The sequence below is a fragment of the Spiroplasma endosymbiont of Nephrotoma flavescens genome (assembly GCF_964030835.1).
In the GTDB taxonomy this organism is placed as follows: domain Bacteria; phylum Bacillota_I; class Bacilli_A; order Mycoplasmatales; family Nriv7; genus Nriv7.
The window spans coordinates 568,635-582,377 of record NZ_OZ034982.1; the positions used below are offsets into that span (position 1 = coordinate 568,635).

The 13,743-nt window shown below is 25.5% G+C and carries 23 protein-coding genes; 1 reads left to right on the top strand and 22 read right to left on the bottom strand.

Annotated features, from left to right (window positions below; all coding sequences use genetic code 4):
- Positions 1-296: 296 nt before the first annotated feature.
- The 11 genes from AAHN02_RS03390 to AAHN02_RS03440 form a co-directional block, all read right to left on the bottom strand.
- The gene (locus tag AAHN02_RS03390) at positions 297-1,241 is read right to left on the bottom strand and encodes an IS30 family transposase (RefSeq protein WP_342277283.1); all 945 of its coding nucleotides are present in this window, start codon (positions 1,239-1,241) and stop codon (positions 297-299) included.
- 90 nt (positions 1,242-1,331) lie between these two features.
- The gene (locus AAHN02_RS03395) at positions 1,332-1,595 is read right to left on the bottom strand and encodes a hypothetical protein (protein WP_342277284.1); all 264 of its coding nucleotides are present in this window, start codon (positions 1,593-1,595) and stop codon (positions 1,332-1,334) included.
- Between the two features lie 255 nt (positions 1,596-1,850).
- Complete coding sequence (locus tag AAHN02_RS03400; protein WP_342277285.1) at positions 1,851-2,258, bottom strand: hypothetical protein; 408 nt, start codon at positions 2,256-2,258, stop codon at positions 1,851-1,853.
- Between the two features lie 21 nt (positions 2,259-2,279).
- Entirely contained in the window at positions 2,280-2,528 is a 249-nt protein-coding gene (locus AAHN02_RS03405; RefSeq protein ID WP_215826579.1) for a hypothetical protein, read from the bottom strand.
- 2 nt (positions 2,529-2,530) lie between these two features.
- Positions 2,531-2,815, bottom strand: coding sequence for a hypothetical protein (locus tag AAHN02_RS03410; protein ID WP_338966793.1), 285 nt, complete (start codon positions 2,813-2,815; stop codon positions 2,531-2,533).
- A 6-nt stretch (positions 2,816-2,821) separates the two neighbouring features.
- Complete coding sequence (locus AAHN02_RS03415) at positions 2,822-3,805, bottom strand: hypothetical protein (protein WP_342277286.1); 984 nt, start codon at positions 3,803-3,805, stop codon at positions 2,822-2,824.
- Between the two features lie 24 nt (positions 3,806-3,829).
- Positions 3,830-4,072, bottom strand: coding sequence for a hypothetical protein (locus AAHN02_RS03420; protein ID WP_342263184.1), 243 nt, complete (start codon positions 4,070-4,072; stop codon positions 3,830-3,832).
- Positions 4,073-4,238: 166 nt separating this feature from the next.
- Positions 4,239-4,469, bottom strand: coding sequence for a hypothetical protein (locus AAHN02_RS03425; RefSeq protein ID WP_342277287.1), 231 nt, complete (start codon positions 4,467-4,469; stop codon positions 4,239-4,241).
- Between the two features lie 3 nt (positions 4,470-4,472).
- The gene (locus AAHN02_RS03430) at positions 4,473-4,634 is read right to left on the bottom strand and encodes a hypothetical protein (RefSeq protein ID WP_342277288.1); all 162 of its coding nucleotides are present in this window, start codon (positions 4,632-4,634) and stop codon (positions 4,473-4,475) included.
- On the bottom strand, positions 4,634-4,855 hold the full coding sequence (locus tag AAHN02_RS03435; protein ID WP_342277289.1) for a hypothetical protein: 222 nt from the start codon (positions 4,853-4,855) through the stop codon (positions 4,634-4,636). The genes AAHN02_RS03430 and AAHN02_RS03435 overlap by 1 nt, the downstream gene beginning before the upstream one ends.
- A 2-nt stretch (positions 4,856-4,857) precedes the next feature.
- Positions 4,858-5,184: a hypothetical protein gene (locus AAHN02_RS03440; RefSeq protein WP_342277290.1), complete on the bottom strand. Its 327-nt coding sequence runs from the start codon at positions 5,182-5,184 to the stop codon at positions 4,858-4,860.
- A 490-nt stretch (positions 5,185-5,674) separates the two neighbouring features.
- Between AAHN02_RS03440 and AAHN02_RS03445 the strand changes: the two genes are divergently transcribed.
- A complete protein-coding gene (locus AAHN02_RS03445) occupies positions 5,675-6,748 on the top strand; it encodes a hypothetical protein (protein WP_342277291.1) in 1,074 nt (357 codons plus the stop codon).
- 146 nt (positions 6,749-6,894) lie between these two features.
- Here the strand turns inward: AAHN02_RS03445 and AAHN02_RS03450 are convergent, their stop codons facing one another.
- From AAHN02_RS03450 to AAHN02_RS03500, 11 genes are all read right to left on the bottom strand, one after another.
- Positions 6,895-7,749: a DDE-type integrase/transposase/recombinase gene (locus AAHN02_RS03450; RefSeq protein WP_342277292.1), complete on the bottom strand. Its 855-nt coding sequence runs from the start codon at positions 7,747-7,749 to the stop codon at positions 6,895-6,897.
- Positions 7,750-8,047: 298 nt separating this feature from the next.
- Positions 8,048-8,509: a hypothetical protein gene (locus AAHN02_RS03455; RefSeq protein ID WP_342277293.1), complete on the bottom strand. Its 462-nt coding sequence runs from the start codon at positions 8,507-8,509 to the stop codon at positions 8,048-8,050.
- A gap of 23 nt (positions 8,510-8,532) precedes the next feature.
- Entirely contained in the window at positions 8,533-8,817 is a 285-nt protein-coding gene (locus AAHN02_RS03460) for a hypothetical protein (protein ID WP_342277294.1), read from the bottom strand.
- 105 nt (positions 8,818-8,922) lie between these two features.
- Entirely contained in the window at positions 8,923-9,168 is a 246-nt protein-coding gene (locus tag AAHN02_RS03465) for a hypothetical protein (protein ID WP_342277295.1), read from the bottom strand.
- 99 nt (positions 9,169-9,267) lie between these two features.
- Positions 9,268-9,504, bottom strand: coding sequence for a hypothetical protein (locus AAHN02_RS03470; RefSeq protein WP_342277296.1), 237 nt, complete (start codon positions 9,502-9,504; stop codon positions 9,268-9,270).
- Between the two features lie 13 nt (positions 9,505-9,517).
- Positions 9,518-10,387, bottom strand: a complete 870-nt coding sequence (locus tag AAHN02_RS03475) for a hypothetical protein (protein ID WP_342277297.1) — start codon at positions 10,385-10,387, stop codon at positions 9,518-9,520.
- 147 nt (positions 10,388-10,534) lie between these two features.
- On the bottom strand, positions 10,535-10,771 hold the full coding sequence (locus tag AAHN02_RS03480) for a hypothetical protein (RefSeq protein ID WP_338967750.1): 237 nt from the start codon (positions 10,769-10,771) through the stop codon (positions 10,535-10,537).
- Positions 10,772-10,964: 193 nt separating this feature from the next.
- The gene (locus AAHN02_RS03485; protein WP_342277298.1) at positions 10,965-11,909 is read right to left on the bottom strand and encodes an IS30 family transposase; all 945 of its coding nucleotides are present in this window, start codon (positions 11,907-11,909) and stop codon (positions 10,965-10,967) included.
- Positions 11,910-12,251: 342 nt separating this feature from the next.
- Positions 12,252-12,464 (bottom strand): hypothetical protein, encoded by a 213-nt coding sequence (locus AAHN02_RS03490; protein WP_338966947.1) that lies wholly within the window; start codon positions 12,462-12,464, stop codon positions 12,252-12,254.
- Between the two features lie 13 nt (positions 12,465-12,477).
- Positions 12,478-12,753, bottom strand: coding sequence for a hypothetical protein (locus AAHN02_RS03495; protein WP_342277299.1), 276 nt, complete (start codon positions 12,751-12,753; stop codon positions 12,478-12,480).
- 94 nt (positions 12,754-12,847) lie between these two features.
- On the bottom strand, positions 12,848-13,684 hold the full coding sequence (locus tag AAHN02_RS03500) for a rolling circle replication-associated protein (RefSeq protein WP_342277300.1): 837 nt from the start codon (positions 13,682-13,684) through the stop codon (positions 12,848-12,850).
- Between the last annotated feature and the right edge of the window lie 59 nt (positions 13,685-13,743).

Below are 13,743 nucleotides of genomic sequence, written 5' to 3' on the forward strand. Positions count from 1 at the left end.
CCTGCATTAGGTTCATTTTTTAAAATTTACGGGGTGGCTTTCTTTCATGATTGTCTTCTGGTTTACAAGTCGGACAGTCACTACAGTTATTTATATTATTACTTTGATGTTCTGCTCCCGGTGTACGACAAGTACATTGGCAGGCAACACAGCGTAATCTACAATTATCAGTCATTATTTCTCCTTTCGAGTAATGTCTCTTAATTGTATCACATAATTTAGGGTTGCTTGTCTACTTAATATTAGGGATATATTTTTTAAATTATTAATTAGCCAAATTGTAAAGTTAAGTGCAACTAAATTATTTTTCTAACCAAATATTCGATTGGCGAAAGATAATTTAGTATTTTTCTTGGTCTTTGGTTTAAAGACAATATAAATTTATGAACTGCATTTTTAGTAGTGTTTGAAAAATTAAATTTTTTAGGAAATTTTTCTCTAATTAAACCATTAGTATTTTCATTAGTACCTCTTTGTCAAGGTGAATATGTATCAGCAAAATAAATTTTCACATTTAAATTTTTTTCAAGTTGTTGTCAATTAGCAAATTCTTTACCCCTATCAAATGTTATAGTCTTAACAAGATTATTTGGAAGAATTGATAAATAATGACTAATATTTTTGTTAATAACTTTAGTAGTTCTATTTTCAACTAATATTGCTAAAGTAAATCTTGATGTTCTTTCAACTAAAGTTATTAAACATGATTTACTTTTACCTCGTGATGATACTACAGTATCACCTTCTCAATGGCCAAGAGTTATGCGATTATTAACATTTCGTTCTTTAATGGATTTACCATTAAATTTACCCCGATTTTCTTGAGATTTTCGTTTCTTACCTTTTCTTCTTAAATTTTTACTAGTAACCTTTTCAAGTAATCCAGAATAAATTCAATTGTAAATTGTTTTAAAACTAATAATTCATTCTTGATGAAAATTTTTAATTCTGCCATAAATTTGTTCAGGCGATCAATCTAATAATAATTTTTGTTGTACATATTTTACTAATTCTCTATTTTTAAATTTATGAAAATAAACATGTGATTGTTTTCTATTTTCTGCTTTATTTTGTGCAATTAATGAAAAATAATGATTATTATCTTTATTTCTATTAACTTCTCGATTAATAGTACTAATACTTCGATTAAGATTTTTAGCTATTTCACTAATTTTTACTTTAAATTTCAATTGATTCTCAATATAAATTCTTTCATCTATGCCAAGATGTTTGTATCCCATATAAAAACTCTTTAAATTTACTTTTTCTAAAATAAACTTAGCATCATGAAATTTTTATATGAAATCTTTTGCAATTTTATTTACTTGCACTTACAAGTATAATTCAGCATTTTTTATTTCTAAAGGTAATTGCTCTTTTACTGAGTCAATATTAATATATACTGGGTCACTACCTTTTTTATACAATGATTGTAAATAACTGTTATTTATTTCTGAAAATTTTAAGTCATATGTTTTATATTGAGTTTTTCTTTTATTTCTAACTAATTGCACTGCCGTTTTCTCGTTGTTAATGTTTGGTGGAATAGTAAAAATGTTATTGAAACTAATAGTTAGCACGGTAAATATTTTCATAAACATTTTTATCACTCCTTTTTAAAATATTTTATTTTTCATTATTCTTTTAGCTTTAATTTTTTAATAAGTCACTCAATGATACAGTTCATAATTACCGCTATTGTAATGCATATATCTAAATATCCTAGTATCATAAGTGAAATTAATGCTTCAAATTTTTCATATAATAATTTCAAAATCATTAATTCCCAATTTTAAAAATGGAATGAAAAAGATAATAATCATAAAAATGTAAGGCAAAATTCTCCATCATTATTTTTTAAAAGAATTAATTAGTTTGTTTGATTTCATTTTTCAAGGCTTTTTTTCTTTAATTTTTTGAATAGTAAAGCGGATTAATTTTTCAAATTTAATTGCAAAATATATTGCTCCGCCTCATCAAAAAACAAATATTCCGGCGAGCATAATAACACTATTGAACTTACCAAAAAAATCAACCATTTCTTTATTCATAAAATCATTAAATTCGTCACTTGTTCCAGTTATTCATTTAGTATCTATTACTGTTAATGCACAAATTAATAAACTTATAAAGATGAAAATGATACTTAATACTATTTTTAACCACTGCTTTTTAAAAGAATTTTTAATTCTTAATTTTAATGGCATTTTTTCTTTTGAATTATCTTTTTTAAATAATTTTCCTAAAAGTTTCTTCATTTTAATTTTCCTTTCATATTTTTATCGTCCTTTAATCACAATAAATAAAGCAATAAGTACACAAGTCACACCAAGAATGGTAAAAATTGGGTGTTGCGAAAATGTCCGAGCCATTGGTTTAAATAGTTCTAAAATTGTTAAATTGCTAGTAATAAACTTTTGGAAATTGGCAAGTCCCTCGCTAATATAGTTCGTTAAAGTTTCAAAATGACTACCAGCCAACAATCCAAGAACAGTTATTAAGATAAAAATAATAATTAGTTTAAACATTTTTAGTTACCTTGTTTTGTTTTTATTGGTTTTATTTGTTTTTTAGCTTTTCCTCATGCACTTAAACGCCCCTTATTTTTAACAGCATATTGGCGTTGTTTTTCTAAATTAATTTGTTGACTGCCAAATCCAAGAATGATTGCCATAAGAAACTCTACAGCCAGTGTTAAGAATAAAGGAAATATCAGTTGAATATTCGTTCCCGGCACTTCTAAACTTCAAATTAAGTCAAAAACTTTATAAAGCATTTGAGCGAGAAAGTCGGCCATTTTTGCGAGATTTTCCATTTTTTATTATTCCTTTTCTTTCATTTTTCTTAAAAATTTGCTGAATTTATCCATTTTTAAGTATTCTAAGTCTTCTAAATCAATTGCTGTGTCATTATAGTATTTATCTTCATAGTCAGGATTCACTTTTGAATTTAAGTAATCTCTTAAAAACGCTAGGTAAAAAGAATTGTAAGTGTTAAGTATTGGTAAAGGAATTTTTAGTTTAAAAAAATAAATATCTAATTCCGGAATATCACGATATTTAATGCGACGACCCTTTTTACTATTTTTAGCATCAATTAAGGTGTTTCGTCAGCGTTCATATTCTTCAATACTAGTAAAGGTGCCATAGATGACTTTTAAGTAGGGGCGAAAAATATTAACGGGTTTTTTACGAATGCCCACAATCACATTATTGGCAATATCACGAACTTTAACTCAAATATGTTTATCTCTTTGACCGCTAGCTAGCACAATATGACCGAAATGGCGTGCCAGAGCGAAATATTCTTGAATACCGGTTTCTTCGTTTTTGGTATTATTTTTTTCTCAATCAGTTCCTTCTAAAAATAAGTTGGTTTCATCTCATAAAAGTAAGGTTTTGTCTGGCAATACCGGATAATCAAAATCTAATAATCCCATATGTCCTAAACTTAATTTTTGGGTTTCTAGTAATGGAAAGGTTGCGGCGATGTGATATTTTTTCTTTTTTAGTAATTTTGCTGCGTATACTAGAAAGGCGGTTTTTCCAGTTCCTAACGAATCAATCACAATATTTAATGGTGAGTTTTTTAAGAAGTTAATAACTTTGTTAATTTGTGTTAAATTGCTGATTTTAAAAACGAAAATCAAAATACAACCTGCTAAAAATAAATAGCTCACAATGTTTTTAAAATAACCGTTGTAAATATATCAAATTGCTCCTCAATGTCATAAAATTAAAAATGAGGTGCGATTCAATTCAATAAAATGGTTATTTTTTTCTATTATTCATTTGCAAAATTTCATCTTGCACCTCACTTTATTTTTTTGTTAGCGGACTGCGCCAAGTAATTTTTCAAACATTTTAAAGCAAATAAAGAATATTGCCAAAATAAATGGAAAAATAAAGATTCAGTAGTCAGCAAAGAAATTACCAACTTGTGGCATATTAACGGCAATAATTTCTCACATTTTAGTAAATGCTGTTATAATTGCATTTCACAATTTAGTCATCGCATCGCTAGCTGTTATTTTTGTTACTGCTGGTGCATCGGCCAAGAAAGTTCCAATCATATAATCACCCCCTTTCTTTTTTAAAACATTCATCATTTATATTCAAAGTTTTTCTTAAATTTGTTAAAACTACAATTAACCTTAACGCGATTGTATTTTTTTCTAACTAATTTTGAATTTCTTTGGTACTGCATCACATTGTAACTTCTTGACATTAATTTTGTCTCTATCTAAATATTGATATGGTTTTTCAAAGTATCATTAGAATAAATCACACCATAATCGCTGTTAAGAATCAAAAAGCAATGTTTGCTATTAAAAGTCAAAGTGGTGCTTCGGTTAAATCAATTTCTTTGCCACCAGTAATATGAGCTGGGATAGTTGTGATTTGAATAAATAAATCTCAGAAAGTTTGTTTAATTTGTTCTCAATTAAATTCTTTTAAGTTTATTGTCATTTTTTATTTCCCAAAAATCATTTTTATTGGTAAATACATAATTGAAATTAAGGCGAAAAGAAAAGTGATGATAATAATTAATCCGGCAATAAAGGCAACTTGTGCAGGCATTTTTTCTATCGGAACAAACAGTTTTAAGAACCCCATAATAATTTCTCAAAACATTATTTTTTATCCTCGTTATTTTCTTTTGAATTAGGTGCTTTAACTCATTCTTCAAAGCGAGCAATAAACACTTTTTCGTCTTTTGTGAAATTACCAGTATTATTTTTAATGGCATTTTTGTATTTAATTCTAATTTTTATTTTGGCATAAATTTTATAAGCAAAATATGCCAGTAACATTATGCAAATGATTATAAATATTAGTCCAATTGTAATATTCATTTTTAAACTCCTTTAAAATAGTTATAATTTGTATCTTTTTTGTTGTTTTCTTTTTCGGCAATGAAGAAACCTAATAATTCTTGGCCTTTAATTAACTTAGTTTCTTGCTCTTGTTGATTAACTGAAATTACTTGATATTCACTATTCTTGATTATTCCGATGCAAATGGAATTTTCATATTTTCCTTTATAAACAAATCTTTTTGGAAACCAAATATCGATTTGTTTATTAAATCAGGGAATTTTTGGTGCTTTGATTAAAATTGCGTTTTGCGTTTCTTTTAAGAGATATTTTTTAGTATTTAAGAAAATGTTTTCAATGTTTTTCATAGTAAATTACCTTTCTTATTTGTTATAAACTAAGTTATTTAACTAAGTTTTTTAAACATTTATATATCGCAGATTTGAATGTTTAACAAGTTTTGTTAGTAAACTTCGTTTACTAATTAACTTAGTTTGATTTCATTGGTGCAAAAAATATAAAGCATAATTAAAAATAATAAGTGTTAATTTAACCTTATATTTCTTGCAATAAATAAATGAGCTCATATTTATTTATTGATTTTGTGCAAAACTAACATAAGTGTGTGCTTTACACAAAAAATTAGCAATTTTGTAATATACCACAGACTTATGACAAGTACAAGAAGTTTTTTTAAAAAGGGATGATAAATTATCAAATAATGCAGAAAATTTTTAAAAATAATTTATAATTAAATTCCAAAGCAAAGGAATTACAGATTAAAATTTGGAGAAAGGTTGTTAATTATTTGGTAAATTTTATTAATTAGTAAAAATTCACGAAAGGAATTTAATTAATATGAAAAAACTTTTAAGATTATTAGGAACAATTACGATTGCTAGTAGTACAATGCCAACTGTAATTGCTACTAGTTCATTACAAAAAGAAATTAAAAAAGTTGGTGATTTAGATGAATTAAATTGAATGTACTTAACTACAATAAGAAATAAAAGAAACACAGAAAATGGTAAAACTAAACCTGTATTTAAAACTGATGGAGCTGATAAACCAACAGAACAACAAATCAAAAATAGAGTAAAAGAAAAAAATCAGTCAGTAGATATAACAAAAATTAAAGTTGAAAATATTACTGTAAATAGTGCAGTAGTTAGTATAGCTGGTTTTAGTGGTAAAATAACAATTAATTTTACAGTTGATAAGTCTGTACCAATAAATAGAATTATTAAAAATACTAATTTAGGAGAAATTGATATAGATATCTTTGGTGGTAATTATGATGAAAATTTATTGAAACACTTTTTAAAAAATTTAAATCCGCAGTTAGATAATACTAAAATTAAAGTTGAAAATATTACCCTAAACACGGCTAAGATTACCTCAATTGATACAAGTATTTATATTGGTGAAACAAATATTAATTATACTAGACCATTAAGATTGCTTATTAAAAAAATTGAATTAGGCCCAATTAGAACTAATGGAACTGATAAACCATCGGAACAGCAAATTAAAGATAAATTAAAAGAATTAAATAACAACTTAAAAAATAATATAATAAATGATTTTGAAATTAAAGATATAACACTTAGAGATGCAAAAATAACTTATAGTAAAAAAAAAGACTTTTATAGTGGTAGTGTAAAAGTTAATTTTTTATCTAATGTTAATTTAAATAAAATTATTACAAATACCACTTTAGGCGAATTTGAAACTACTAATTTATCTAATCCCACAGAACAACAAATCAAAAATAGAGTAAAAGAAAAAAATCAGTCAGTAGATATAACAAAAATTAAAGTTGAAAATATTACTAATAACAGTGCAACTATTAATTCTTATGATACAATTGTTTATACTGGAAATATAGGTGTTAATTATACTATTTCAATAAAGTCGCTTAATTGAGAATAATATTTAAAAAATAATAAAACAACTCAAAAAAGGAAAACAACAATAATGAAAAAAAATATTAAGTATTTTAGGGGTAATCAGTTTAATCAAAACTGGAACAACAAGTTAAATATTTTGTAAAAAATAATTATTCAAACTTCTAGAAATTACTTTGTTAAAAATTTTTGTAATGTTTGAAATGGTGATTTATTTTGTAATGTCGAATGACAGCGTTCAAAGTTATAAAAGTAATAATATTTGTTTAAATAATGTTGGAGTTCATTTTGATTTAATTTTTTATCCTTAGCATAAAATAATTTGGTATAATGTTGATGAAACCGCTCAATTTTACCGTTACTCTGTGGCGAACGAATCGGTGTGGTTTCGTGGACAATTCCGTTCCTCGAAAGAAAGGTTGTAAAAGGCCTTTCTTTTACTTTATATGCTTTTTTATTGCTTCAATTAGTAGTGGTGAATTCCGGAGCATTATCAGTACGAAGGCGTTTAATTGTTATGCCAAGCTCGCTAAAATCTTTCATTGCTCTTTGCATAGCATTAATGGCGTTATTAGTTCCTAAACTATCATAAACATAACCAAACACTAGCCGTGTCATTTCATCAATGAAATCATAAATGTAATATTTTTTATCAACCGGAAAATTTGATGTAGTAATGATTTTGGTATCCATTTGTAAAAGACCAATCTCAGAGACTTCATAACGCTTAAAATGGCGTTTAGTTTGTTTGATTTGCTGTTTTAATTCTTTTCAACGAGGGTCAGATTTAATTCAACGATAAAAAGTTTTGATATTTTTAGGAACTTCTGAATTTTTAATATCGTGAGAACCGATCTTTAAATTATTAAATAAAGACCACATTCCGCCAGCTTGAAGATTTTTGTAATCAAAATATAAATCACATACTTTTTCGCGAGAATTTAAACTATATTGATAATTAAGATTTTGTGGTTTTGTAGTTTTAAACAATAACAAATCTAAATTATCAGAATAATAAGCGGTCATAATTTTTTCTGCCCAGCGATAAAAAGTTTTTGTTGCATTCTTAAAATATTTTTTAATAAGTTTTGTTAAAGTTGTTTCTTCAATATAAAAATAAGTACATAAATTTAAATAGGCAGTAATGCGTTTTTTTAGTTTTATAGTAATAAGAATTACGACAATTAGAACTTAATCAACTTTGTGCTTTTGCTTTTAAATCTGCTAAATCGGCTTGGGAAATAATATATTTCATTTTTTTAAACTCCTTAAATTAAGAAAATCGTATTTTTTAATACGATTTTCAAGAATATTTATTAAATTACTAATTTTTATTAGGCATTTCGGCATAGAATGAAGTTATACTATAAGATAATCCTATTGATTTAGTAAATGTTATCTTAACATTAATTATCTCAGAAATCTCATAACCAAAATCTGAATCTAAATAACTAAAATCATCGTAAGTTTTTTTAACACCATTATTTTTATAAAAATTAATTCAATCTTTATTTTTATTACCAAGAGATAAACTAAAAATGCGAGTTTTTTTAATTTCAAGCGGTAAATCGATGTTATCTTGAAATTTAATTTTAGCCCCACCGCCAATTTTGCTAGGAATTAAAAAACTATTATAAATATTAAAAAACTCTAATTTACAACTATTTCCACATTGACTAGGATTTGTGGTTCGTTTTTGTCGTTTCATAAAGGATTGTTCCATATTAGGTTTTGGTGGTTGTTTTGTATCAAAGAACACCCCTAATGGCACCAAACCAATAAACATTATAAATAAATCAAGAAATAATCTTATGCATCTCATCACGACTTAAAACTCTCTTTTATTGCTTTAAAAGAATGAGAGAATTTATATTCATAATATAATGGACATTCAGAAATATTAATAACTTCTTTTTGATGTTTTCTAACTACTTTATTAAAATAAAAACGCTTAATAATTAACTTAACAACTGTCATTAACAAATAAACCATTAATAATCAAAAATACACCTTAAAAAATACATTTTGAAAATCAAACAATATAAAATCTTTAAAAAACTCATCTGTATTAGTTATAATTCTTGTTAAAAACACTCAAATTATAACGATAAAACTATGAAGTATAATAAAAAAATGTATAAAACCTAAAACACTTTTAAATCATTTAATACGTAATATTTTCTTTAACTTTTTCATTTTTTAACTCCTTAAAATTAAATATATTGTTGATAAAATGCAAATAGTTCCTAAAATTTGGAAAATCGGATGTTGGGAAAATAACCTTATCATTGGTTTAAACAAATCTAAAATTTTAATATTATTTGATAGAACTTTATTAAAATATTCTAAACTCTCACGCACATAGGCTCATAAACTTAAAAAGTCATTTAAAGCAAAAATAGAAAAAACAGCAACAAGAATAAATAAAATTATTAATTTAAACATTTTAAAAACCTACCTTTTTATTCGCCGCCCGTGTTGGTTAACTCACGGTCTATTTTTAGAACTATTACCACTAAATTTTTTAATTGGACCAGTAGATGATTATTTCTTAGTTCCTCAATTAGCAACTGATTTTCGATATTTTTTACGAAAACCAACTTTTAGTCGTTCAATATGAATACCTAAAATACCACCAATTACAAGATTTATCACAAGCATAATTAGTGGAAAAATAATAATGCGCATATCTGTTCCAGGAATGGTTAAAGTTCAAATTAAATCAAAAACTTTATAAAACATATCGCCAATCAAACTAGCCATTTTTTCTAAGTTTTCCATTTTTTAAACTCCTTTACTTGTTTTTCTTCTTCAGATTATTTTTTAACTTAGTAAGTATCTTACTGAATTTTTCCATTTTTAAATATTCTAATGCTTCAATATCCATTACATTATCATTTCAAAATTTATGTTGATAATTATCATTCAAAGCACGATTACTTAATTCACGCAAGAATGATAAATATTTATTATCGTAAAGGTTTAAAATTGACATCGGAATTTTCAATTTAAAGAAATAAATGTCTAATTCTGGAATACTACGATACTTGATTTTGCGACCTTTTTTATCATTTTTAGCATTAATCAGAGTTAAACGTCATTGTTCGTATTCGCTTACCGATTTAAAAGTACCATAAATAACTTGTAAATAAGGACGAAAGATACTAACTGGTTTTTTTCTAATGCCAACAATTATTGAATTCGCAATATCACGAACTTTAACTCATATATGTTCGGCTCGTTGTCCGCTTGCTAATACGATATGAGTAAATTGCCGTGCTGAAGCGAAATATTCTTGTAAACCTTGAGTTACCCTATCATTTTCTTTATAGTCAGTTCCTTCTAAAAATAAATTAGTTTCATCTCATAACAGCAAATGCTTTTCTTCTAATATCGGATAATTATAATCTAATAAAGACATATGCCCTAATGAAAGCATTTGTTTATCTGTAATCGGAAAAGTAGAAATCGTTTTTCAACCACTTAATAAGTAAGAAGCTAAAACCATTAAAGCGGTTTTTCCAGTTCCTAAAGCACCAATTACTAAATTTAAAGGTGAATTTAATAAGAAATTAATAAAACTTCGACGAGCAAAGAAATGAGAAATTTTAGTATATAAAATATACAAAGCAATTAATAAATAATATCAAATAACATTCGTCAACTTTGGGGATTATAATAATGCAAAATCGCACCATAGAATCACGCAATAATAAATAAAGTGCGATTTAAAGCCACAAAATCATATAGTCTTAAATTTATTTTTTTAAACAATAGCATCACTTAAATCACACTTTCTTTATTTTTATTACTATCTGCCGGGCATTAATTTTTCAAACATTTTGAAAGCGATTAAAAATAAACCAATAATCACGCCAAGCAAGAAAACTCAATATGTAGCAAAAAAATTAACGACATTTGGCATATTGCCACCAATAATATCAGTTCAAATATTACCGAACGCTGTAATTAATGCTTTTCATAAGTTAGTAACCGCTTGTTCACCAGTAATTTTTGCTGGTGCATCGGCCAAGAAAGTTCCAATCATATAATCACCCCCTTTCTAAACAAAATATGATTTAACCTTATAAAATAAAATAACCATAAATAAGATAATGAATACTAATACCATTCAAAAGGCAATATTGGCTATTAAAAGTCAAAGTAGTTCTTTGGTTAAATCAATTTCTTTACCAGAAACTCACACCGGAATAAATGCCAAATTGTAAAGTTAAGTGCAACTAAATTATTTTTCTAACCAAATATTCGATTGGCGAAAGATAATTTAGTATTTTTCTTGGTCTTTGGTTTAAAGACAATATAAATTTATGAACTGCATTTTTAGTAGTGTTTGAAAAATTAAATTTTTTAGGAAATTTTTCTCTAATTAAACCATTAGTATTTTCATTAGTACCTCTTTGTCAAGGTGAATATGCATCAGCAAAATAAATTTTCACATTTAAATTTTTTTCAAGTTGTTGTCAATTAGCAAATTCTTTACCCCTATCAAATGTTATAGTCTTAACAAGATTATTTGGAAGAATTGATAAATAATGACTAATATTTTTGTTAATAACTTTAGTAGTTCTATTTTCAACTAATATTGCTAAAGTAAATCTTGATGTTCTTTCAACTAAAGTTATTAAACATGATTTACTTTTACCTCGTGATGATACTACAGTATCACCTTCTCAATGGCCAAGAGTTATGCGATTATTAACATTTCGTTTTTTAATGGATTTACCATTAAATTTACCCCGATTTTCTTGAGATTTTCGTTTCTTACCTTTTCTTCTTAAATTTTTACTAGTAACCTTTTCAAGTAATCAAGAATAAATTCAATTGTAAATTGTTTTAAAACTAATAATTCATTCTTGATGAAAATTTTTAATTCTGCCATAAATTTGTTCAGGCGATCAACCTAATAATAATTTTTGTTGTACATATTTTACTAATTCTCTATTTTTAAATTTATGAAAATAAACATGTAATTGTTTTCTATTTTCTGCTTTATTTTGTGCAATTAATGAAAAATAATGATTATTATCTTTATTTCTATTAACTTCTCGATTAATAGTACTAATACTTCGATTAAGATTTTTAGCTATTTCACTAATTTTTACTTTAAATTTCAATTGATTCTCAATATAAATTCTTTCATCTATGCCAAGATGTTTGTATCCCATATAAAAACTCCTTAAATTTACTTTTTCTAAAATAAACTTAGCATCATGAAATTTTTATATGAAATCTTTTGCAATTTTATTTACTTGCACTTACAAGTATAATTCAGCGAATAAATAAATCTCAAAAATATGATTTTATCATTTCTCAATCTAAATCTTTTCAAGCAACTAAAAACATAATAATTACCGCTTAAAAGGTCAAAAGAGTAGAAAAATAATTGCTGAGAAGAGCATTACAATTATTAAAATTGAAAACAAAAATACAACTTGGGGTGGTAAATCAGCAGTTGGATAAATTAATTCAATTAATTCAATAATTATTTTTTTAAACATTTTCTAAACCTACTTTTTAATTTCTTTTTCATCTTGTTCTAATAAATTTCGCTTAAACTTTGCAATAAATATTCGTTGTGCATAAGTAAAATCTTTTGGCAACTGTTTTGCTTCACTACCGTATTTCTTTTTATCTTTTAAAAACCGATAAATATTAACCGCAATATAATATGCTAGTAATAATGTTAAAATCGTAAAAAACACTAATCCAAAAATACTCATTTTTCTTTTCTCCTTAATTTTCTAATTTTTTAGTATACAAATCATAAGCACGAATATCTCAATCATAACTATTTTTCTTTATTCAAGCCCGAACACAAATTCACTTTTTGCCATTTAAATCAGTTCTAATTAAATAAATTTCATTTCTACACGCTCAAAATCTTTGTTGTAATCCAGTTTTTTTATTAATAGAATATATAAATTCTCGATGATAATTTTTATCTTTTAAATTAACTCATATTTTTATTTTTAAACCCCCAAGTTTTATAGTGATTATTTTTAAAACCACGATTAACTTTAACCCGACTGTATTTTTTCCTAATTAATTTTGAATTTCTCTGTGAATGCATAACAATATAACTACGAGACATACTTATTAACTCCTAGTGTTTCATTTTTCTTAGTTGGTTTCTAAACCTTAAACTTTCTAACGAAGCATAATTTTCACTTTCAAATTCTACATAATTGATATTTTTAAATTCATAGATTACTCCGCACATTTTAGTTTTAAATTTGTTAACTGCTGATTTTAAGTACTTTACAAATTCAGAATTTATGGTGCGATTAACAATATTATTCAAAGTATCGGTAAATACTTGTTTTCTAATGATGGGATTTTGACAGTTGTAAGAGAATTGATAAGCCTTGATATTTAAGTCATACTGATTTAATGATTTTTCATTCAAGACATTTTTAGTAATATATTTAGAGCAGTATTTAACAACTGCTTCATTAGTATCTTGTTTAACAACCAAATTTTTATTTAATCCATAAGGTCAGTGTTTAAGAACTAATTTATTTGGTATTTTTTTATCAAGTAAAATATGAAAATGTATCGCTCCTCTTTGTTGATATTCATATGTATAAAAATATTTAATTTCTTTATTCTTTTTTTCAAAATAATATTTTATATTTCTAAAAAATTTTTTTAATTCTTTTTTACATTTTTTAACATCTGTTTCGTTTAACTTATAAGTCAAAGTTAAAAATGTAATTTCTTTAACTGAAAAATTATGATAGGCCTTTCTAACGGCACTACATTTAGCACGCACATTACTATTTAATATTTTAGTTTCTCGTTCGCCTTTATTCTTTAAACCACTAACATTACGAGTATTTGCTTTAATGCGTTCTAAAGGCATAACAACATTACGAATGTACTGACCATAATAAATGGTTTTCATATAGAAATCAGTCGGATTTTGAGCTTGTAAATTCATATTTTTTGCTCCTATTTTAGGTTTTCGTTCAGTTGTGTTATTTAATCAAGTAATAGTCG